The organism is Salinibacter altiplanensis (genome assembly GCF_002894645.1).
Classification (GTDB): domain Bacteria; phylum Bacteroidota; class Rhodothermia; order Rhodothermales; family Salinibacteraceae; genus Salinibacter; species Salinibacter altiplanensis.
In genome coordinates, this window is the sequence record NZ_NCQY01000030.1 from 378,631 (window position 1) to 398,610 (window position 19,980).

The 19,980-nt window shown below is 62.6% G+C and carries 17 protein-coding genes; 1 reads left to right on the forward strand and 16 read right to left on the reverse strand.

The window, feature by feature from the left end; translation table 11 throughout:
* Positions 1-4: 4 nt before the first annotated feature.
* Positions 5-634, reverse strand: coding sequence for a uracil phosphoribosyltransferase (gene upp, locus B7R93_RS13660; RefSeq protein WP_103021297.1), 630 nt, complete (start codon positions 632-634; stop codon positions 5-7).
* 70 nt (positions 635-704) lie between these two features.
* Positions 705-2,459, reverse strand: a complete 1,755-nt coding sequence (locus B7R93_RS13665; protein ID WP_103021298.1) for an alanine/glycine:cation symporter family protein — start codon at positions 2,457-2,459, stop codon at positions 705-707.
* A gap of 589 nt (positions 2,460-3,048) precedes the next feature.
* Between B7R93_RS13665 and B7R93_RS13670 the strand changes: the two genes are divergently transcribed.
* Positions 3,049-4,065, forward strand: coding sequence for a galactose-1-phosphate uridylyltransferase (locus tag B7R93_RS13670; protein ID WP_103021299.1), 1,017 nt, complete (start codon positions 3,049-3,051; stop codon positions 4,063-4,065).
* Positions 4,066-4,265: 200 nt separating this feature from the next.
* Here the strand turns inward: B7R93_RS13670 and B7R93_RS13675 are convergent, their stop codons facing one another.
* The 14 genes from B7R93_RS13675 to B7R93_RS13740 form a co-directional block, all read right to left on the reverse strand.
* Positions 4,266-4,655 carry a DoxX family membrane protein gene (locus B7R93_RS13675; RefSeq protein ID WP_103021300.1) on the reverse strand — a complete coding sequence of 130 codons (390 nt, stop codon included), beginning with the start codon at positions 4,653-4,655 and terminating at the stop codon, positions 4,266-4,268.
* A gap of 101 nt (positions 4,656-4,756) precedes the next feature.
* Complete coding sequence (locus tag B7R93_RS13680) at positions 4,757-5,116, reverse strand: nuclear transport factor 2 family protein (protein ID WP_103021301.1); 360 nt, start codon at positions 5,114-5,116, stop codon at positions 4,757-4,759.
* A gap of 134 nt (positions 5,117-5,250) precedes the next feature.
* The gene (locus tag B7R93_RS13685) at positions 5,251-5,718 is read right to left on the reverse strand and encodes a MarR family winged helix-turn-helix transcriptional regulator (protein WP_232798456.1); all 468 of its coding nucleotides are present in this window, start codon (positions 5,716-5,718) and stop codon (positions 5,251-5,253) included.
* Positions 5,719-5,832: 114 nt separating this feature from the next.
* Positions 5,833-6,120 (reverse strand): Asp-tRNA(Asn)/Glu-tRNA(Gln) amidotransferase subunit GatC, encoded by a 288-nt coding sequence (gatC, locus tag B7R93_RS13690; RefSeq protein WP_103021302.1) that lies wholly within the window; start codon positions 6,118-6,120, stop codon positions 5,833-5,835.
* A 102-nt stretch (positions 6,121-6,222) separates the two neighbouring features.
* The gene (locus B7R93_RS13695) at positions 6,223-7,023 is read right to left on the reverse strand and encodes a sugar phosphate isomerase/epimerase family protein (RefSeq protein ID WP_103021303.1); all 801 of its coding nucleotides are present in this window, start codon (positions 7,021-7,023) and stop codon (positions 6,223-6,225) included.
* A 189-nt stretch (positions 7,024-7,212) separates the two neighbouring features.
* A complete protein-coding gene (locus B7R93_RS13700; RefSeq protein WP_232798458.1) occupies positions 7,213-8,586 on the reverse strand; it encodes a type II and III secretion system protein in 1,374 nt (457 codons plus the stop codon).
* Positions 8,587-8,731: 145 nt separating this feature from the next.
* Positions 8,732-9,724 carry a hypothetical protein gene (locus tag B7R93_RS13705; RefSeq protein ID WP_103021305.1) on the reverse strand — a complete coding sequence of 331 codons (993 nt, stop codon included), beginning with the start codon at positions 9,722-9,724 and terminating at the stop codon, positions 8,732-8,734.
* A gap of 51 nt (positions 9,725-9,775) precedes the next feature.
* Complete coding sequence (locus B7R93_RS13710; RefSeq protein ID WP_232798459.1) at positions 9,776-12,001, reverse strand: SPOR domain-containing protein; 2,226 nt, start codon at positions 11,999-12,001, stop codon at positions 9,776-9,778.
* 64 nt (positions 12,002-12,065) lie between these two features.
* Positions 12,066-13,340, reverse strand: a complete 1,275-nt coding sequence (locus tag B7R93_RS13715) for a type IV pilus twitching motility protein PilT (RefSeq protein ID WP_232798460.1) — start codon at positions 13,338-13,340, stop codon at positions 12,066-12,068.
* 213 nt (positions 13,341-13,553) lie between these two features.
* Positions 13,554-14,558 carry a hypothetical protein gene (locus B7R93_RS13720; RefSeq protein ID WP_103021306.1) on the reverse strand — a complete coding sequence of 335 codons (1,005 nt, stop codon included), beginning with the start codon at positions 14,556-14,558 and terminating at the stop codon, positions 13,554-13,556.
* 82 nt (positions 14,559-14,640) lie between these two features.
* The gene (locus tag B7R93_RS13725) at positions 14,641-15,423 is read right to left on the reverse strand and encodes a hypothetical protein (RefSeq protein ID WP_157942308.1); all 783 of its coding nucleotides are present in this window, start codon (positions 15,421-15,423) and stop codon (positions 14,641-14,643) included.
* A 97-nt stretch (positions 15,424-15,520) separates the two neighbouring features.
* Positions 15,521-16,033: a hypothetical protein gene (locus tag B7R93_RS13730; protein ID WP_103021308.1), complete on the reverse strand. Its 513-nt coding sequence runs from the start codon at positions 16,031-16,033 to the stop codon at positions 15,521-15,523.
* Positions 16,034-16,139: 106 nt separating this feature from the next.
* Positions 16,140-18,449, reverse strand: coding sequence for a GspE/PulE family protein (locus B7R93_RS13735; protein ID WP_232798461.1), 2,310 nt, complete (start codon positions 18,447-18,449; stop codon positions 16,140-16,142).
* A gap of 56 nt (positions 18,450-18,505) precedes the next feature.
* Positions 18,506-19,861, reverse strand: a complete 1,356-nt coding sequence (locus B7R93_RS13740; RefSeq protein ID WP_232798462.1) for a type II secretion system F family protein — start codon at positions 19,859-19,861, stop codon at positions 18,506-18,508.
* Positions 19,862-19,980: the final 119 nt, after the last annotated feature.

The following is a 19,980-nucleotide window of genomic DNA, read 5'->3' on the forward strand; positions in this document are numbered from 1 at the left end:
TCGGTCACGATCGCGTTCCAAAGATTCGGTCCCCCGCGTCGCCCAAGCCGGGGCGAATAAAAGCATTGTCGTCCAACTCCCGGTCCAGCACCGCCGTCACCACCGGCACGTCCGGGTGCTCTTCGCGGAGCTTCCGCACCCCCTCGGGCGCCGCCACGAGACACGCAAAGGTGAACTCCTGTCCTCCCTCCTCCTTTAGGTGGTCGAGGGCAAAGGATGCACTGCCCCCCGTGGCCAGCATCGGGTCCACCACGAACACATGGGCGCGCTCAACGGTCGACGGGATGTTGCTGTAGTAGTCGACGGGCCGATAGGTCTCCTCGTCGCGCTGCATGCCGAGATGGCCCACCCGGGCCTCCGGCACGTACCGCACGAACCCATCCACCATCCCGAGCCCGGCCCGCATGATCGGCACGACCATCACCTCCTCGGCAATTTCGTAGCCGGTCGTTTGTTCGAGGGGCGTCTCGATGGTCGTCTCCTCCAGCTCGATGTCTCGCATCGCCTCGTAGGCGAGGATCGCCGCCGCGTCGGACACCGTCTTCCGAAACTGGCCGTGCGGCGTCTCCTCCCGGCGCAGGAGGGTCAGGTCGCGCTTTAGAAGCGGATGGTCGACAACCGTCAGGTTCTCCATGGGAGATCGGAAAGAATGCGCAGAACAGGATCGGTGCGGCCGCAGGGAGGCGCTTCCACCTCATTGCCCACTACGCCTCAGGCTCGTCCAGCCACGGCTTCCGAGAGCCATAGTCATCGGTGATCTCTTTCACCTTGTCCGTAAGCAGGATCACGCCGATCAGGTTCGGGACGATCACGATCCCGAGGGCAATGTCCCCGATGGTCCAGATGGTCGTGAGGGCGGTGACCGCACCGGTAAAGTTCATGAGCACGAAGACGACCTTGTACGGGAAGATGGCCCGCTCGCCGAACAGGTAGTAGGCACAGCGGTCGCCGTAGTAGCTCCACGAAATGGAGGTGGAGACGGCGAAGAGCAGCACGCTTAGGATGACGACGTACCCGCCCCAGTCGCCAAGCGGGGAGAGGCCGCGCTCGAAGGCGAGGCGGGTAAGGGGCGCGCCGCTGCGCACGCCTTCCCCGTACAGCACCTCGTACTCGGTCCCGTCGTCGGCCACGGCGACCTCTTTCGTCGGATAGAGCGTGCCCGTAAACGGCTCCTGAAGGTCCTCTGCGTCGTCGCAGTCGTTGGCACACGACGTGTAGAAGGAGCTTACCACGGCCTGCCGCCAGGCAAACTGCGCGTCCTCCTCGGGGTTGGGCACCTGCTGATCGCCGTTCTCAATCCGGATCTCTTCGGGCGTATTGGAACTGGGAAAGATGCCGCCCTCATTCTCCACCCGGTACTCCGCGTTGCCGGAATCAAGATTGAACTCCGTGGCCACCTCGGCCCCCCAGGCCCCACTCACAAGAATGGCCAGGCAGGTGAGCGTGACGACCGTAATCGTATCGATGAACGGCTCCAGAAGAGCCACCACGCCCTCGGACGCGGGCTCGTCGGTCTTGGCGGCCGAGTGCGCAATGGGCGCCGAGCCCATGCCGGCCTCATTGGAGAAGAGGCCGCGTTGCACCCCGTACGTGAACGTCAGTAAGAACGCCCCGGCCCCCGTTCCCGCCACCCCCGCAGAGGGGTTGAAGGCGTTCGCAAAAACGCTTCCGAGCGTCGGAAGAATTTCTGTGTAGTTGAAGGCAAGGACGAGCAGTGCACCGATCACGTATGCCGCGGCCATGACGGGCACGAGGACCCCCGTGACGCGTCCAATCGCCGTCACGCCGCCGAGAATGACGAGGGCGATGATGGTGGCAAGCACAAGTCCCGAGAGCCACACCGCGACGCCAAACTCCGCACTCATCACGTCGGCCACCGTGTTGGACTGCACCGCGTTCCCGGTGAGGAAGGACGTGATCATCAGCATGACGGCAAAGAAGACCGCCAGGGGCTTCCAGTTTTGGCCCAGTCCCTTTTCGATGTAGTACATGGGCCCCCCGGCCACAGTCCCCTTCCAGGTCTGCTTCCAGGTCCCCTTCTCCGCCTCGGTTGGTTCTTCCACGTTTCGGTAGAACTGCGCGATGGTGACCTCGCTGTACTTGGTGGCCATGCCGAGGATGCCGGTGACCCACATCCACAGCAAGGCCCCCGGGCCGCCCACGTGAATGGCAAGGGCCGCCCCCGCAATGTTTCCAATGCCGAGGGTGGCCGACAGGGCCGTCGTCAAGGCTTGGAAGTGAGACACGTCTCCAGGGTCGTCCGGATCGTCGTACATGCCGGACGTGACGGCAATGCCGTGCGGAAACTGACGGATCTGAACGAAGGCCAGTCGAAGGGTGAAGTAGATGCCCGCCCCCAACAGCAACAGCACCACCCACGGTATGTATTGCCCCCCTCCGATGGGGACGCCGTAGGTCCAGACTGCATCGTAGAGGGTGTCAACGATCGTTTGCAACATGGAGTGAGTGCAGTGACACGGCAGTAAGTACGCGAAAATCGGTAGCTAGGAGCCGAAGGCCAATGAGAAGGGTCGATCCGGCACCAGCACGCAGAAGTCCCACGACCATTGCCGGGACCGACGCTCCTCTTTTTTGGAACGCCGTTGGAATATAGGAGGTGGGATGCACCTGCGCAAACGCGTTCACTTTTCCCGTTTCTTCACCCGGAGGACCGGAAGTCAACGGTCGAACGTTCCTGCTCCGAGGACCAGAGCATTCCATCCCATTGCCCCCCGCCCTCTATGCTGTGGATCGCCCGGGCGCCGTACGCCCCCTGCCTTCCCGCCGGCTGATTCTTCAGACACGTGGAGCCGAGTACGCCCCCACGGGTGAACACAGACTGCTCGGCACGCGCCTCCGTACACGACAGCCCCACGCCCCGGCTGCACCCATCATGACGTGCCCTCGCTGCATCCGACAGACAATTGGACGAAGGGCTTTCGAAACCTCGACCTGGACCTTTGCGGGACGGCGGGCGGGTTTGTTTGTTTGGTCCCCGTCGCTGTTTCCGTTTGGAGCACACGTTCTCTTCCCCCGCCCGGTTCTTCTATGCCCTCTTCGTACGCCCCAGAAACGCGCCAGGATCGAATCACCAACCAGTGGGTCGCCTTCGCGCCCTCCCGGCACGACCGCCCCAGGCACACGACAGAGCAGTCGTCCTCTCCGCCGCCCACAGACAGCTCCCCCGAGGAGGGATGCCCGTTCTGTCCGGGGCACGAAGAGATGCTGCCCTCGGTGATCTGGGAAAAGCCTCGGGCACACCCTCCCGGATGGACCACACGGGTGGTCCCCAACAAGTACGCCGCCCTCACCCCAGACCAAGACCACGTCCCTCACACGGGCGACTTGTACCGCACCCGCGCGAGCCGAGGGCACCAGGAAGTAATTATCGATACGCCCGACCATCACCACTCCCTGGCCCAGATGCCGGTCGCCCAGGTCGACGCCGTGCTTGAGACCTATCTCCAGCGCTACCACGCACTCCGCACGAGGGGCGACGGCCTGATCCCCACTCTTTTTCGAAACCACGGCGCACGTGCCGGGGCCTCCATCGCACACCCCCACAGCCAACTGATCGCCCCTGCCTTTCGCCCGTCCCAGATTGAACGGGAGGAGCAGGCAGCCCACGCCCGATACAAGGAACTGGGCGATTGCCCCTACTGCGTCATGATTGAAAATGAACTCGACGTGGCGGACCGGCTCGTCTGGACGAGCGACTCCTTCGTCGTGTTCGTCCCGTTTGCGGCCCGGGTCCCGTACGAAATGTGGATTCTTCCTCGCCGGCACGACCCGGAATTTGGGCGGCTCGAAGCGGAAGAACGCACTGCGCTGGCCCGAGCCCTCCGAACGGCCCTTCGTCGCCTCCACCAGTGCCGAGAAGACCCAGACTACAACTTTTTCGTCCGGACGGCACTCGACTACAACGTCGACCACCCGCACCTGCACTGGAGCCTTCGGATTCGTCCCCGGACTACCATTCAGGCCGGCTATGAGGTGGGCACCGGACAACACATCAACCCTTCAATTCCCGAACGGGACGCGGCTGTGCTCCGTCCATCCAGTTGAGAAGCGGAAGATCTCCCGCGCACAAACACAAAAGCCCCGGGGCACAGACGGCCCTGGGGCTTCTCCTGGTGGGGGAACAAGGTGCTGGTACATATGACTCCGACGCATAGGTTATGTTTCTTGCCTTCCGAACGTACCGATAAATTCTATTGTTGGAAGACCCTTAGCACGCAGAAGCGCCGCGCATGCGCGCAAGAGCTTCAGGATCCGGTGCTCGTCTCCGGACGCAGGCTATACGCGCCCGGTCCATGCACCGCCAGCAGGAGAAGCCCTCCCATGATCGAGAGGTTCTTCAGGAACATGACCACCTGGGTCTGCTGACTGAAATCGGTGTGGAAGATCAGCGTCGCGGGAATCAGGAAGAGCACGAGCACGACAGCCCCAACCCGTGCCCCGTATCCCAATAGGACCGACAGGCCGCCGACCACTTCGAGGACGATGGCGCCCACCAGCAAGAGCCCCGTCGCGGGCATTCCGTACTCCGCCATGTACTGCACTGTCCCCTCAAAGCCGGCAATCTTGTTCGCGCCGGAGACGACGAAGATGAGACCAAGGAGCACTCGTGCAGCGGGGTGGACGTATGCCTTCATCGAAATGTGGAAACCAGGGACGATTGATTGAGGGTGCAGGAAGCAGTGCCGCAGGGGGAGTAGGCCAGATCAGCCCCCTCTCCCCTGGCACGTGTTTCTACCTATCCAATCTGGTAGAACTTCTCATTGGTAACCTGGCCATCATCGTTCCAGGTGCGCACCGCCACCTGCTTCTGCTCCACGCGGCCAACCCCTTCCAGGGTCATCTCGTTGTGCCACTCCGAAAAAGTGACGCGGTTCTCTTCGTCAATGGCCCGGGCCTTGATCTCCGCGGAGTGAAACTGCTCTAGCGAGCCGACGAACTGCTCCTCGTATTCTCGATTTTCCTCCTTGCCAACACGACGACTGTCGCCCTCTTCCATGACAACGTCATCGGCGTAAAATTTGTCGAAGGCCTCCAAGATCTCGCCCTGGAGGATCATCTCGTTAAGCTCTTGATCCAGTGCGCTGAAGTCACTCATGTCAGGTATGAGGTTAGTTGTGGGTAGCGGTCGAACGTGTGCGTGACCGGGCCGCCTGCCTCCGGTCCGTCTAGTGTCCCAACATTATCCGTTGCAACATGTTTCAGGAAGAAAAAAAGGGGTCACGCATTCTCTCAGAACTCTGCGTAGATCCCTTCACAAATTCGGGAAAGGTGCTGGAGGTCGTGCTCGGACACCCGTCCACCAAACCATTGTTGAACCTCGCGAATTTCGGGATCCATCTGCCCGAGTAGGTCCAGTCCGTCGTCGGTGATGGTGTGGATGGTCATCCGGCGATCTTCTTCACTCGTGCTGCGTCGGACAAGTCCTCGGTCCACCAGTTTGTCGATGAGCCGCGTCACGTCCGGCGATGGATCCAACATCCGTTCGATGATCTCGCATCGCGGATGGCCCTCCGGGTGCACGCCTCGCAGGATGCGAAGCACGTTGTGGTGACTGAACTGCAGGTCGTGTTTTTCACACACCTGTTCTACCCGTCCCCGCACCTCCGCCGCGGCCACGAAGAGGTTCAGCATCGCCTCCTGCGTCCCGTCTTCGAACGAGGCGTTTTGTTTGATGTGGTCGCGCAAGATTCGTCCCATACTGATGGATGCCAACTGGGCGGGCATTTCTTATGTTTCAACACACAAGTGAGCAGAGAGAGCCCGCACCAGGATTCGGTGAGTGGCCGTCGCTCTCAACCGCGGACCGAGGATTTACTCGACCACCTGGGGAACGAGAAAGTGGTCGCCGTCGGCCTCCGGGGCCGGTTCCAGGGCCTGCCCCTGGTCGATCCGGTCGTCGACCTCGTCGTTCCGAACAACGTTGGTCACGTCGAGGACATGGGACATGGGCGGCACCCCGGACGTATCCAGCTCGTCGAGCTTCTCCACGTACCCGAGGATTTCACTCAGTTCATCGGCCATCCGAGCCTCTTCTTCCGCCGAAAAGTCGAGACGGGCAAGCTGTGCAACGTGTCGAACGTCGTCGCGGGTAACGGACATGGGGAAAGGGGGCCTGGAGGACGAAAAAGACGGTGTACGAACGGTGCCGATCCAGAAACGAGAGTCCACTGACTCGAGTTTCTCCGGAAGCTCCGCGCGGCCTCACCCCGACGGAGCCGAGGCACGAACCTCTCGGATCATTCGGATGAGGGTGGTGGCGGATCGCAGGCCGTGTTTCGGACGGGGCTCTAAGAACATCTCCAGGCTGATCGGTCCCTGAAAGCCCTGGGCAGACAGCTGCTGCAGCTGTTCCGTCCATCCTACGTCTCCATCGCCCAACGGCGTGTCGGCCCATCGCCCCTCCTCCACACGCCCGTCACTGCACCGGACGAGCGTCACGAGTCCCGCGAGGGCCGCGAGCCCCGTGCTCGGGTCTTCTCCCGCCCGCAGTGCACCGACCGGGTTCCACGCCGCACGGACATTGGGGGCCTCCACGCCAGACAACAGCTCGGCGAGGGCCTGCCCGGTGGGGCATGCAGTTTCGGGGCCGTTTCGCACCGCAACCAGGACGTCGTGCTCGGCGGCCTTCTCGCCCGCCTGCTGAAGCGCCTCCGCCATCGGCCCGAAGGATGCGCCCGGCTCCGCGGCGAATGGACTAATCGTGACCCGCGGGCACCCCACCCGGCGGCACAACTTCAGGGTGTCTTCGAACTGCAGCAGGTCATTCATCCACGCCGCCCGGTCGCTCACCGGCCCTTCGAACATGCTCGGCACCACGCTCGAGAGAAGCAGCTCGGTGCCCTCCAACTGCCCTCGGATCTGCTTCTCGTTGACGAACGGGACCCGATCGTCCGCCCCCCCCACCGTTCGTAGCTCCATGCCGTGCAGGCCCCACAGCTGCGTATAATGAAGGGCCCGGTTCAGATCACTCGTGACCGTGTCGGTTAGCCAAACAGGAACCACGGGAAGAGCAAAGGGATGAGCGAGAAGAGGTACGCCCACCGTATCAGCCGACGAAACGGGTGTTCCCTTTGTCCAAGGCCGTGTGCTCACCCCTGCGCGCTCGCTCGCAGGCGCCAGCCCGTCTCGCCAATCGGGGACGAGGGGACGAGCACACGCTCCCCTGTGACAATGGTTACCACCGGATCGCCGTTACCTCCGCTCGTCGTTGTTTTGCCCCACGGAGTCTCCGGGCGCTTCGTCGGGCTCCGGAAACTCGGCGTCTTCGGATGTACCAATTCGATCCAGTGCTTCACGCGCTTGCCGACGTCGCTGATCCAAAAGATCGTCGTCCGTCTTCTGCTCCGCACGCGCCTGCAGGGGATCGACCACCTCCGCCCGCAAGACGATCATCAACTCCTGCTTCGTCACGTTCGTCTGCTCGGTCCCAAAAACGTAACGCAGCCCGAAGAACCAGCCCGGGAGATCTTTAAGAATGGGCACCCCGCTTCGGGAGGTCGTCTTTTGGGTCGAAATCAGCCCCCCAATGGCGGTCGCCTCGCCGTCGACCAGGAGAATCTGCGTGTTCGCCTGGTTCCGATTGATGATGGTTCCCGAGGGGCTCGGCTGGCTGTTTGAGTCCTCCACCTTTACGTCCATGTGCACAAAGTCCACGACGGGCGCCTCCGCCGTGTCCGCCACCGGCTGGCTAATGAGCGTTGGCGTCACGTCGACGATCACACCTGTCTCGAAAAACTCCGTGACCGTGTTGCCGGAGAAATCGGTGGTCTGGATGGGAATGTCTTGACCAATCTGTATCTGCCCCTGCTCGCCGCTCTGAACCGTGATCTGAGGATTCGAAATGGTTCGGCCGATGTTGTCCTGTTCGAGGAGGTTGAGGAAGCGGCGAAACCGAGAAAGGGAAATCTGGTCCGGCGGCTGGAGAATGCCCTCGACGCTATCAAAGAGATCCCCGGTGTCGATTGTGAAGAGGCTCCCCCCTCCTTGCTGGCCCCCAGCCCCTCCTTGACCGCCCCCGCTTTGTCCTCCGCCCTGTCCTCCAGTTTGTCCCCCGCCTTGTCCTCCTTGATTAATGGACCCGAGGAGATCATCCCAGCGCAGGCCGAGGTCGCGAACCTTCGTGAGGTTGAGATTGAAAAGGACCGCGTTGATTCGAATTTCGCGGGTCCCGATCTCGGCAGGAAGCGTCTCCGAAGGCTCCGTGGAGGCCGTCTCCGTGTTTTCGGACTCCTCCGCCGGCTGTACGAGAAAGGCCGTCTCGGTTTCTCGAAAGACAAGGCCGTTCACCTCCAAGACGTTCTCGAACGCATCGAGGAAGTACGTTCCCGACACGGAAACGCCGATGGGCCCGGAGCGATTGCCCGGGTCAACGACGGGCTTGTCCAGCTCCCGCTCAAAGATCGGACTAATGAGCTCAATGAACTGGTTGAAGGGGGTGTCCTGCTCAAACGACACCAGCAGCTCAGGAGAGATGTTGCGGCGCGTCTTCTGCCGCTCCGGCCGGTCTTGGGCCTCGGCGGGCAGACAGAAAAGGCTCCCCCAGGCGAGGATGAGAAGGACCGACACAAGACCTCGGAGGCGGGAAGGGCAGATCATGAACGCAGGGCGTCGGCGGTGCGAAAGATCACAAGCGAGAAGCGAAGACGGGGGCGGGGGCCTCGGGGCCGGGATCGCGGGGCTTTGCTACCGTGGACTGGAGCAAGGACTATTCCTACGGATCCGTGGGCGCCCCGCCGCCTCCGTTCCGGAGCCGGAGGGGACTCTCTGAGCCCAGTGTGCGCTCGACGCGATCCACGATTCCTCCTCGGTTCAGGCGCGCCACGACTCGCCCCTCCGACGGGCGTACGTCCACGATGCGCCCCAGGTACACCCGGTCCCCCTCCCCCACTCGCTGAAGTTGGCCTTCGGCCTGGAAGACGGCTTTCCCGTTCACAATGGAGACCAACTGTGCAGACTCGACGTTCAGGCGGTCGTACTGGTTGGGCGGCACCTCTTCGAAGACGAGAGGGTAGAATGGGTTGATCTCAGGCGCAGGCTTGGGGACCACCGAAGACGGGAGCGGAGGGCCAGTGGAGGCCTGCGCCACCGGCAGCCGTCCGGCCTCTTCCCCTTCGGAAGCGGAAGTCGGTGCGGGCAGACCCGTGGCGGCTCCGTAAATGGCCTCCACATCCATGTCAAACGAAACGAGGACCTTCATGGTGGTGCGCCCGCTCTCCTCGTCGGTCTCTCGTTCCTCAAGATAATTTAGGCTCAGGCCGCGGACGCGGTAGAACGGCCGGTTGTTTTCGATCGTCCAGACAAACTGGTAGAGGTTTGTAAAATAGGCCTTTCCCTCTGCATTGAACGTGTGCACGCTGTAGCCGTCCCGGTCCTCCGGGCCGGCCGACATCACGTCAAACTGCTGGAACCCCGTCTCAGTAAGTTCGGTGAGGTAGGACACGATGTCCGGAGACGAGATTGTCGCGGGCACCACCTTGTACTGAGTCCGCCACCGACGGCGAACGGTTTTCAGCCGTGACTCCGCGTTGGCACGATCGGCGCGGAGGGATCGAATTTCCTCCCGTCGTTGCTTCTGCTCCTCGATCTGTTGCTCTAGCGTGGCGATCGTGTCCTGCTGGCGAAAGTACGTGAGGTAGGTGCCCACGCCGGCCACCAGGACCAGACAGGCGGTGAGCAAAATTTGATTGGAGTCGAGCCGAAACATGCGTCGTCCGCAAAAGGCGAGAAAGAGTGCGTGCCGTCGGAGATTCTCGTGTCAGGCCGAGCGTTCCGGGTCCGATTGATCGGGCGACGTAGACGGCGAGGCGGCCTCGGTGGGGGCTGTGTCGTCCTGCGCGTCCGTCGTCTCGAGCAGCCAGGCTCCCTTCGCGAGGGTGCCGTTCAGGTCTTGAAGAACCGAGAGTGCGTTCTGGACGGAGACGAACTGCCCGACCCCCACCCGGTACCGCCCATTTTCCGAGCTGTGCCAGATTTGGACCGGATGGGAATCATCCCCCAGGCGCTCTCGAAACCGCCGCACCGCCTCCTCGGCCGCTTCGCTTTCCAGCACCGAAGCCACAACGACCGTCCAGATTGAGGAGGCCTGATCGGTTGTGTCACGACGTGCTGCCGTATCTGCGCCTGATTGGTTTCCTCCACCATCGGCGGTTCTACTGGTATCAGGGCCGGCCGGAGCCGTCGCAGATTGCTCGTTTGGGGCTCCGGAGGAGTCTGAGGCGGGCGGCGGTGCAGTCGGCCCTGCCCCCACCGCCTCGTTCCCGCCGGCCAGCTGCTCGCCCCGCTGCTCTCGCCAGTACTCAATGGCCTCCGGCTCGGTGGTATCGAGTGGCACAGTCAGTTCAAAATCGAACAGCGACACGTCCCGCGTTTCTGTAAACGTGAGCTCCAGGATGCTGCCGTCCAGTCGCTGCGCCAGTTCAATCACCTTCGACCGGTCGGTGGACCGGCCGAGGACGGTGATGTCCGTTCCAGACTGCGGGCTCCACTGATCGAGGGTAAGGCCCCGGATGTCGTTCATCTGTCTCGTGATGGTGGCCAGCCCGCTGCTCCACTTGTTGCTTCCACGCAGGAGGGTGTGGATCGTCTCGTTTGCCTCGGTATACTCGGTCGTCGCGGCCTGCAGGCTGTCGATCCGCCGCTGGAGTGCCTCCCGGTCCACACGGCTCACCGTCTGCTGTAGGGGACGCAGCTCGGAGCGCTTCTCAGTAATGGTGCTCGCGTTCACGTAGTAGAGCCACACGAAGCCGAGGGTTACGACAGCGAGGAGCGTCAGGAGCGCGGGCACGGGCCACCCCACCGGGAGGCGCAGGCGACTCGCCTCGTACTTCTTCGCCAGCATGTTGACGGGCTGGAAGTACGACGCGAACTCGGCGTCGTCAAGCAGGCGAAGCGCCACGCCGGTGGCCCCCACATACGCCTCTCCCTCGGTGTCCTCTCCCCCGGGCAGGTGTGACCGCAGCACGTGGAGCTCGGCCGTGGAGAAGTACGACTTGAACGCACTGGCGAGCACCTTTTCGTCCTCCTCCGCGACGAGCATGAGGTGCTGCACCTGTCCCATCCCGTACTCGTCCTGCAGAAGGAGAACGCGACTGCAGATGGTCTCGGCGGAGTCCTCCGCCGTCAGCTCCGGAAGGTGCTCCGACTGGCGAAGCGTGCTGCCCTCGATGAAGAGGACGAGCGTATCCTCGGTCCCGGAGCGCACGAAGATGGTCTTCTCGGGCGTGCCGGGCGGCAACTGAAGCACCGAGCGGGCGAGGCCCAGGTACAGGGACACCTCCGCGTCCAGCAGCCGCGTCTGCGGAGAGCGGGACAGGGTCTGGTCCTGCATCGCCTCGAGGGTGGACAGGACCGGGCCGCCGGGCCGCGCAATCAGGGCCAGCACCCGCTGGAACCCATCGCCCGTGCGGTGCATCGGCACGAAGCCCACCCGCTCCTCCTCCACCGTTCCTTCGTACTGGTCGTCCAGCATTTCCAGAAGCGTAGATCGGGACGCCGGGAGGGGAAGCCCGTGATCCGTCTCTTCGGCCTCCTCCTCATCGGTCTCGTCGGGCGGGAGACGGAGCTCTACGTCGTCGATCTGGGACGTGGTGTTGCAGAAGGCGATCCTGGGGTCCTCGTATCCCCGCTCGGCACACTCGTCGAGCAGGGTGTCGAGTTCCACCTGAAAGCTCCAGACCTCTTCGCCGTCGTTGGGGGCCCCGAGGGCCTCGTCCCCCTCACCGATGGTATCAAACTCCGATCCCATGAACATGTCATCGCCCCCACCCCCCTCGTCGCCAAACTGAATGGTGACGTCGTCAGGCTCCTCTTCGACGTCGGGCGCCATGTCGCCCGGCTCCTCGAACGGAAGGTTCTCCCCGTGAGGGTCCGACGGGCCGGACGACCACCGGAACTGGACGGTCGTCTCCTCCTCCGTACGGTCCAGCAGCACCGCGTGGAGGGTATCGGCCGATACCACTATGCCAAGGGCGTATGAGCTCATCGACTCGAAACAGTCAGCGTCTCAGAGTGAGAAATGGCCGTACGGAAAGCAGAACGGGACAGTCCTAGAACAGGCGACGGAGGCGCTTCTTGTTGTTGGCGTAGTCCATCGCGTGCTCGGGCTTGATTTTTTTCTTTCGCACGAGGCGGTAGAGGTCCTGCTCGAGGGTGGTCTGTCCCTGCTTCCCCCCCTCCCACATCATCTGGTAGACCTCGCCCACGTTGTCATTCTTGATCGCCGCGCGGGCGGACGAGCCCACCCAGAGCACCTCTTTCGCCATCTGCCGCCCCCCGCCAACCTTGGGAAGCAGCTGCTGCGAGATCACGCACCGGAGCACGTCGGCGAGGCGGTGGCGCACGCGCTCCTGCTCCTCGGGCGGCACCTCCGCCACGATGCGGTCGATGGTTTCCATCGCCGAGGAGGTGTGGAGCGTAGAAAAGACCTTGTGGCCCGAGTCGGTAATTTCGAGGGCCGCCTGGATCGTCTCCGGGTCGCGCATCTCCCCGATGACCACGATGTCAGGGTCTTGGCGCAGGGCCTGCGTGATGCCGGCCTTGAAGGTCTCTACGTCTTTGCCCACCTCGCGGTGGCGCACGATGCACTTCTTCGGCTTGTGCATGTACTCCACCGGCTGGGCAATGACGACGACATGCCCAGGAAAATCTTCGTTGTTCGCGTCGATGATGGCATCGAGCGTGGTGCTTTTCCCCGACCCCGTAACGCCGGTGATGAGGGTGAGCCCGTCCCGCACGTGCCGGAACATCATGCCCTTCTGAATTTTCTCGTGGAAGCCCAAGTCCCCTAGGGCAAACACCTCGTCGGTGATGGCGCGCATGTTGAGGGCGGCGTGGTCGTAGTCCGAATACGCCGTGGCCCGGAAGCGGCGCGGTCGGCCGTCGTCTCCCGTCACGTCCGTCAGCCGGTACGAAAAGTCCGCCGCCCCCTCGTTCAGAAGCTGCTGGGTCTGCTTCTCGTTGAGGAGGTTGAGAACGAGGACGTCGGTCGCCAGCGGGTCGTATCTCCCGAACGCCTCCTCGCGTCGCTTTTCGCCGTCGACCCGGTACCAGATGTTGCCGTCACAGGCCCGCCCCCCGAGGTCCATGTCGCTGGCGTCGAGTGCCAGGGTCCGCTGGACGAACCGGTTTACGTGGTCTCGGAGGGCCGTCTCTTCGTTTGGCGGGAGCGAGGCGGTCTGCTCCGCCAGGTACCGGAGCCGCCGCTGGCCCCGGTACCCTTGGGGGATGGACTCAATGATGCGCGTGCAGGCCTCCGGCACGTCCTCATCGGCCGTGGCGCCGGGCTGCGCGGGGGCCGTCGCGGAAGAGGAAAAATTTTCCATGATCGGATGTCTCTCAGAACAAAGCACGCGGACCCATGACCGGTAGGCTCGCCGGGATTCGTCATACACCACAAGATTCGCGCCGACGATCTAGAACCAGGGGGCCGTGAGGGGTTTGCATGGGAAAAGGGCTCACAGGTCACCCGTGAGCCCTCTCCCACCCTGTTTCTACCAGGGTCTGTGATTACGAAATGAATCCCATTCCCAACAGGACTACGATGAATTTGAATTCGGATCCGTCAGCGCCACGTCGAACACCTGGTCGCTGAAGTCCGGAACGCTCCCGTAGTCCTCCAGGTCGCGAAGGCCCTCGCCATTGGACTCCCATCCCTCGCCTCCGTACGTCTTCTGCCACCGATCCCAGCCTCCGTCGTATCGCGGATAGCCATTCTCCTTGATGTCCCACAGCTGGGCCTCCGAAAAGACCCGCTGGTCTTCGAAGGACACCCGCCAGCCGTCGGACGATCCGATGGTCGTCTCCTCCACCATGCCGTACGGCGCTTCCCGCATGGTATTGAGCTTATCGACGTCCTGCTTGAAGGAAAACTGGGTGTGGTCGTAGTCGTCGGGAAAATTGGCAGACTCGCTGCCTTCGTGGCTGCAGTTCTTGTCCACGGCCAGAATGAAGTTCAGCCGCGTTCCCGACTCGATGGTCTTGTCGTAGCTCGCGGAGGTGCCGTTGCGGTTGTTGCCGGGCGGGAAAATCATTTCGGGGTCGGGCTGATCCTTCGGCTTCGTGCCCGGCTTCACCCGCTTCAGGTAAATGGCCGAACAGTAGCCGGCCATCGACTGCTCGAACGTCACGTTGAGCTGACTGGGGACCTCAACCGTCGGGGCGTCCATCTTGTTGTTCGCGTATCCCCCGAGACGGTACTCCACGGTCGAATCCGCCACCGAGAACCGACTGACCGACACGGCTGTGTAGGCCGAGGAGCTTATTTTCTTCAACCAGGCCTTGTACGTCCCTCCCTCGTACTCTCCCTGAACCGTATCGACCTCGGAGACGACTTCCCCAACCTCTTTGTCCGGTTCGTCGGTCTTGTGGGCCTCGGACAACACCGAATTGTATCCGGTCCGGGCAATCTGACGGGCGATGACCTCCCCCTGACGGAGCGACTGGCGTTCTCTCGTGTCGAGGGACGTTTGGTTTCCCTGGAATGCAAGAACGGTCACGGCGCCGACGACCGATAAGCTGAGAAGCAGACTGAATTTGCCCATGGCAAGTGTGTATTGTTTGTGTAAAGGTTGTTTTGGCCTCCTGACAGCCGAGTTCGTCCCCCTCATCCGACGGGGGCATTTCTCAGGGCTTCCCCCTTGAGCGGCCCCCTTTTCCACCGGGGCATTTGTTGGAGCCTTTGCTTCCGCCCGATGCCGTGTACATGCACGCCGCCGCACACCCGAAGGGCGTGCCGGTCGGGTCCGTCATCTCTTTCCACCCCTTGGGCGTGCAACTTGCCGCGTTCTTCGGAACGTTGATTACACTGGCGTCCGATTGATCTCGGACGAGCAGGACCGATCCCACATGCGTGGCCTGTGGAAAGGTCTGCGCATTTTGGAAGGGCGATACGACGGAAAATCGGACCCGGACGCTATGAACCTGTTCTCCGTTGGCAGCCGGGTTGGCGACCGGATTGGCGTCTTTATCTAGCAGGGAAATCTTGAAGTAGCCGAGCGAAGAGGGACTCACCCCTTTGACATCAGACCAGGAGGACCAGCTCCCCGTCCCCATTTCCTTTCTCCGCTTCCTGCGAGTGAGTTCGTAAAGGGTCTTTTCCGTTCCATCGACCATGCGGGTCCCTTTCGGGCTCACTTTATACCGGGTGGCGATCCGGTATTCCTGATCGCTGCTACTGGCAGTGGTCGAGTCACGGTAGAACGTGAACTGAGTAGTGATGTCGGATCCCGTCGGGTTCTCAAACGGAGTCCGTTCGCTCTCTTCAAAGTTTTCCCCCATCCGCTGGATGTCTTCCTCGAGCCACGAGGCGAAGGTCTGTGTGAGTTCCCCCATCCGATTCCGCGATACCTCCGCCACGCTGTTCTGCGTGGCCCGGGACTGAATGGACAAAAGGATCAAGGTCGTCATCAATGCAACGACCGTGGCGGTTAAGTTATCGTAGAGAAACTGCATGGCGGACAATGACTCTGTGAGGGGAGTCCGGCGTCGTACACCGCTGTCGCTTTTAGTAGTAGCTCAGGACCTCCGAAAATCGGATCGGATCGGTCAAGAAGGGGTCGTCCCCCGCGTCCTGGATATAGATCACGACCTCTTTCCGAAACGTGGGCCCCGCGACCTCCTGCATGCTTGCATCCACGTAGTGGACCTCCACCTCGACGGTAAATTCCATGTCGAATTCCGGGGTCTCGAAGGTCTCAGTGCTGGGCTTCATGTCGTGAAAGTCCCCCACCGAGTCACAGGTTTGACTGCCTCCGAATGCCTGGCAGGCCATTCCTGTCTCGAACGAGTTCTTGAATTTCGAGGGGTCGGTAATCCGCTCTTTGGTCCCCCCCACGGTCGCCTCGTCGAACGCCCGCGCCCGGATCACCTCCATCGTCTGCATGCTCACCCCGAGGGCCATCTGCTCCATCTCCGACCGGACCACCTGCCGCTGCTTTTGCAGCTCCGTCTGCATCTGGTTGAAGTTGAAGAACGTGGCCATCATGAGCGCCAGAAGGGCCAAAAGCGTCTGTTGCATGGCGACCAGTCTGCGTGTTGAACAGTGTGCCGAAGGGCTGTCGTCTTCCGCTCGCGGCGGCCTGTCGGCCGGGCCCCAGTGCGGGCAACCGGGGCCGGACGCGGGTCTACGTCGCCACCACCCGGACCATCTCCTCGACGGACGTCTCCCCGTTCAGAATGGACTCTCGGGCCGAGGCCTGGAGCGACCGCATACCGTCCTCCTGCTCCGCGTGCTTCCGGATGGCTCCCTCGTCGACAATGCCCTCCGCCTCAACGATCATGTGGCGGATCGGCTCGGTGAGGTACAGGGCCTCCGCGATGGCCCGTCGTCCGTCGTAGCCGGTGCCGCCGCACTGACTGCACCCCCCCTTGTCGTCCGCCGCGTAGAACGTGCCGGTGGTGACCTCCTCCTCCGAGAAGCCCAGCTGCCGCAGCTTTACGGCGTCCGGGTTCCTAATCTCTTGCTTGCAGTTCGGGCAGAGCGTGCGGATCAGGCGCTGGGCCACCACCAGGTTGATGGCGTAGGCAATCAGGAAGGGCTCGATGTCCATCTTGTAGAGGCGGCTCACGGCACTCGGCGCGTCGTTGGTGTGAAGCGTCGAGAACGTGAGGTGCCCCGTGTTCGCGAGCTTGATGGCGAGCTCGGCCGTCTCCTTGTCCCGCATCTCCCCCACCATCACCGTGTCCGGGTCGTGGCGCAGGATCGAGCGGAGGGCGTCTTTGAGCCGCAGCTTGTCGCTCAGCTTAATCTGCCGCGCCCCTTCGATGATGTACTCCACCGGGTCCTCAATCGTGAGGACGTTCTCGCCCGGCCCAATCACGCGGTGCAGCGCCGCCACGAGCGTCGTGCTCTTCCCGGAGCCCGTGGGCCCGGTCAGGATGACCATGCCGTTGGGCTGGTTGATCGCGTGCTCGAACCGGTCGAGCGCCCGCGGCCCCAGCCCCAGCTTGGTGAGGTCCGTGATGACCTTGCGGTCGTCCAGCACGCGGATGACGACGCTCTCCGAGTCGATGTCCTGGTTGGAGCTGGCGATCGGCATGATGGAGACCCGGTACCGAATCCGAGTCCCGTCCACGTCGCGCTGAATGAAGCCGTCCTGGGCGGCGTCGCTCTCGAAGCGATCGACGCTCATCGCGTTGTCCTTGATCACCGACAGGAGGGCCTCCGGATGCACGCGATCCTCCGTGTGCCAGTGGTTCAGGCGCCCATCGACCCGGAAGTGAATTTCGACCTCCTTGTTCGAGTTGGGATAGATGTGGATGTCGGACGCGCCCTCCCGCACCGCCTCCACGAGGGTGGCCTCGAACAGATTGATGAGCGTCGACCGGTTGATCTCCTCCTCCAACTTCTCCTCGTCGACCAGGTCTTCCTCCTCCTCAAAGTTCTGCCCGAGGTCGACGGTCGACTCGTCGTCGATGCGGTCCAGGTACTCGTTGTCTTTCGGGAAGGCCTCCGAAAGCAGCTCGTTGACGGCCGACTTGGGCGCGTACTGGAGCTCAAACGCACTCAGGTGGAGCGAGCGGGCCGCCCGATGCACCTCCGGGCGCATCGGGTCGTGGGTAATGAGGATTACCTTTTGTCGTCCCTCCGCGCGCTGGACGTGGTGGGGAACGAGCCCTAACTCAAAAAGCTGCTCCTGCTGGTCTTCGGTGAAGGTCTCAACCGTGGACCGGACGAAGTTCAGGTCGGGGCCTTGGGCTTCGAGGTCCGCCACCGAGAACGCGTAGATGCGGGCCGCCCGCTCGTAAACGACCTCCTCGTCTACCCTGTCCTGCTGAGCCAGTACCCGCCAGAGGGCAAGGTCCGCCTCTTCCGTGTCGCGCTCTGCCTGCGCGGCCTCCACCGCCCCCGCACTCACGACGCCCCGTCGAAGCAGCATCTCCACGACCCGGTCATTGGTCCCGACCGAGGAGTTGGAGGCCATGCGGGAGGCGGCCTCGTCGATCATCTCGGTGTCAATCTCGGCCTCGAGCTCGTCGAGCGCCTCCTCCGGGCTCGGAAGACCAGGGCCCCCGTCGGTGGGGGCATCTACCTCCCGCGGATCGTCGAGGTCGGGGGCCGGAGCAGAAGGGTTTGGCGCCTCCTCCTCGGGGGCCGTGTCCAGGTCTCCGGGGGCTGGAGACCCGTCCCCGAGCGGCTCAGGGGACACGTCCGCCCCAAAATTCGTGTCTCCGGGGGAGTGGCCGTCCGACGTCGTTTCCTCGTCGTTGGGGGACACGGGCAAGCGGTTTCTCGCCGAGAACGGGGGCACGGCAAACCGAGGAGAATCCACCGGCCCCAGCGTCAGGGCCTCTGGACGAGGTCCTCCCCCCAAAGAACGGGACGGCTCTGTGGTCGAGCCCTCTTCTCCACGGTTCGGGGCAGAGGGAGAGGTCGTGTTCTCCTCCTCCGTCCGAAGAGAAAACGTATGGTCGGTGTCGGTCGAATTGCTCACTACGACAACGCAAAATTAAGAACCCAGTCAGTTCAGATCGCCTCACCTGTGCCTGCTTACATGCCCATCATGTCGGCCTGCGACGGCTGGATGAAGGCCATCTCCGCCGAAAGAATGGTGAGGAAAAGCACCCCGATGGCGATGATGATGGACACCCCCGTCTGGATGCTCTCCACCGCCGCGTCGAGGCTCAGCTCCGTCTCCTGCTCGTAGTAGTCGGCCATCTGCCGGGCACTCTCGCGCACGCTGCCCGTCTCGGCCCCGCTCTTAAAGCGCGTGATGGCCATCGAGGTGAACACCCCACTGGCCTTGAGCGCCTGCACGAGGCTCGCCCCCTGTGCCGTCATCATGGGGATGGTCACGTTCCGGATGCGGTACTCCATGTACTTGTTGCCACAGGCCTCGGCCGCAATCCGAATGACCCGCAGGTTGTCCCCGGCCCCCGAGTAGAGAATCGCAAACACCCGGCAGAAAATTTCGATGTTGATCTTGTGGAGCAGCTTCCCGATGAGGGGGATCTTGATCATGTACTTGTGAAGGTAGAATTTCCCCTGCTCCGTTCGGGCCCAGACGGCAAACGCCAGGAGGGGCCCCACCGTCCCGATCAGCACCCACACCCAGTACCGGTCCAGCCAGGCCGCCATGTCGAGCGAGAAGCTCGTAAGCGGCGGCATCGTCACGTCCATGCCCTCGAAGAGTCCTGCCGTGGCCGGCACGATGTACCAGATGTACCAGATCATCGCCCCAATCATGGCGACCGTGGTGACCGCCGGCATGATCATCGCGCTCCGGACCCGCGAGCTAAACTCGTCCTTCCGCTCCAAGAAGCGGGCCGTGGCCTCGTAGATCTCCGCCATGTTCCCGCTCTTGGAGGCAATGCCCAGCATGTAGGCCGTAAACTTGCCGAGCTTGTCCCGGTGCTTGTTGAACGCCTTCTCGGCGTTCATCCCGCCCTTCAGGTCGGAGTTGAGGTCGCGAATGACCTGCTGGAGGCTCGTCGACGACACGTCGTTTACCAGCATCTCCAGCACCTCGTCGAACGGCAGATTCTCTCGGAGCAGGTTCGCCGCCAGCCGCACAAACATGATGAGGTCGTCCTGCGGCGGCGAGAACTCGAAGTCAAACCACTTCTTCCGCACCTTGACCACCTCCAGGCCCATGTTTTCGAGGGCCTCCTCCACCTCCTGACCCGAGAAGGCCTTCTGCTCCCCCGTCTTCACGGTGCCATTCGGGTGGCGCACCTTGTAGGAGAAGGTCCGACGCTTCTTCAGGTCCGACGGCTTGAACCCGTGCTCGTCGGACAGGTCCTCCACCTTCTCGCGGGCCTTGCGCTTCGACGACGCCATGATGGTGCCCTGCACCGACTGGCCGCCGGCCGCTACGCCCTGAAACCGGTATTCGCGAGTGGCCATGGCAAGGGAGGCTGGATTCGTCTGTTTTGATGTCTTTTGTGTAACTGTAGGAGTACCGAAAGTGTTTACTTTGCTCCTACAGATTACACCCCACACACACTGTGCCGGATTTGGTCCCC

Bases quoted from the DNA above. Each gene is read 5' to 3' on its own strand.
- upp (WP_103021297.1), bottom strand. From the start codon at position 634: ATGGAGAACCTGACGGTTGTCGACCATCCGCTTCTAAAGCGCGACCTG.
- B7R93_RS13665 (WP_103021298.1), bottom strand. From the start codon at position 2,459: ATGTTGCAAACGATCGTTGACACCCTCTACGATGCAGTCTGGACCTAC.
- B7R93_RS13670 (WP_103021299.1), top strand. From the start codon at position 3,049: ATGCCCTCTTCGTACGCCCCAGAAACGCGCCAGGATCGAATCACCAAC.
- B7R93_RS13675 (WP_103021300.1), bottom strand. From the start codon at position 4,655: ATGAAGGCATACGTCCACCCCGCTGCACGAGTGCTCCTTGGTCTCATC.
- B7R93_RS13680 (WP_103021301.1), bottom strand. From the start codon at position 5,116: ATGAGTGACTTCAGCGCACTGGATCAAGAGCTTAACGAGATGATCCTC.
- B7R93_RS13685 (WP_232798456.1), bottom strand. From the start codon at position 5,718: ATGGGACGAATCTTGCGCGACCACATCAAACAAAACGCCTCGTTCGAA.
- gatC (WP_103021302.1), bottom strand. From the start codon at position 6,120: ATGTCCGTTACCCGCGACGACGTTCGACACGTTGCACAGCTTGCCCGT.
- B7R93_RS13705 (WP_103021305.1), bottom strand. From the start codon at position 9,724: ATGTTTCGGCTCGACTCCAATCAAATTTTGCTCACCGCCTGTCTGGTC.
- B7R93_RS13710 (WP_232798459.1), bottom strand. From the start codon at position 12,001: ATGAGCTCATACGCCCTTGGCATAGTGGTATCGGCCGATACCCTCCAC.
- B7R93_RS13715 (WP_232798460.1), bottom strand. From the start codon at position 13,340: ATGGAAAATTTTTCCTCTTCCGCGACGGCCCCCGCGCAGCCCGGCGCC.
- B7R93_RS13720 (WP_103021306.1), bottom strand. From the start codon at position 14,558: ATGGGCAAATTCAGTCTGCTTCTCAGCTTATCGGTCGTCGGCGCCGTG.
- B7R93_RS13725 (WP_157942308.1), bottom strand. From the start codon at position 15,423: ATGACGACCTTGATCCTTTTGTCCATTCAGTCCCGGGCCACGCAGAAC.
- B7R93_RS13730 (WP_103021308.1), bottom strand. From the start codon at position 16,033: ATGCAACAGACGCTTTTGGCCCTTCTGGCGCTCATGATGGCCACGTTC.
- B7R93_RS13740 (WP_232798462.1), bottom strand. From the start codon at position 19,861: ATGGCCACTCGCGAATACCGGTTTCAGGGCGTAGCGGCCGGCGGCCAG.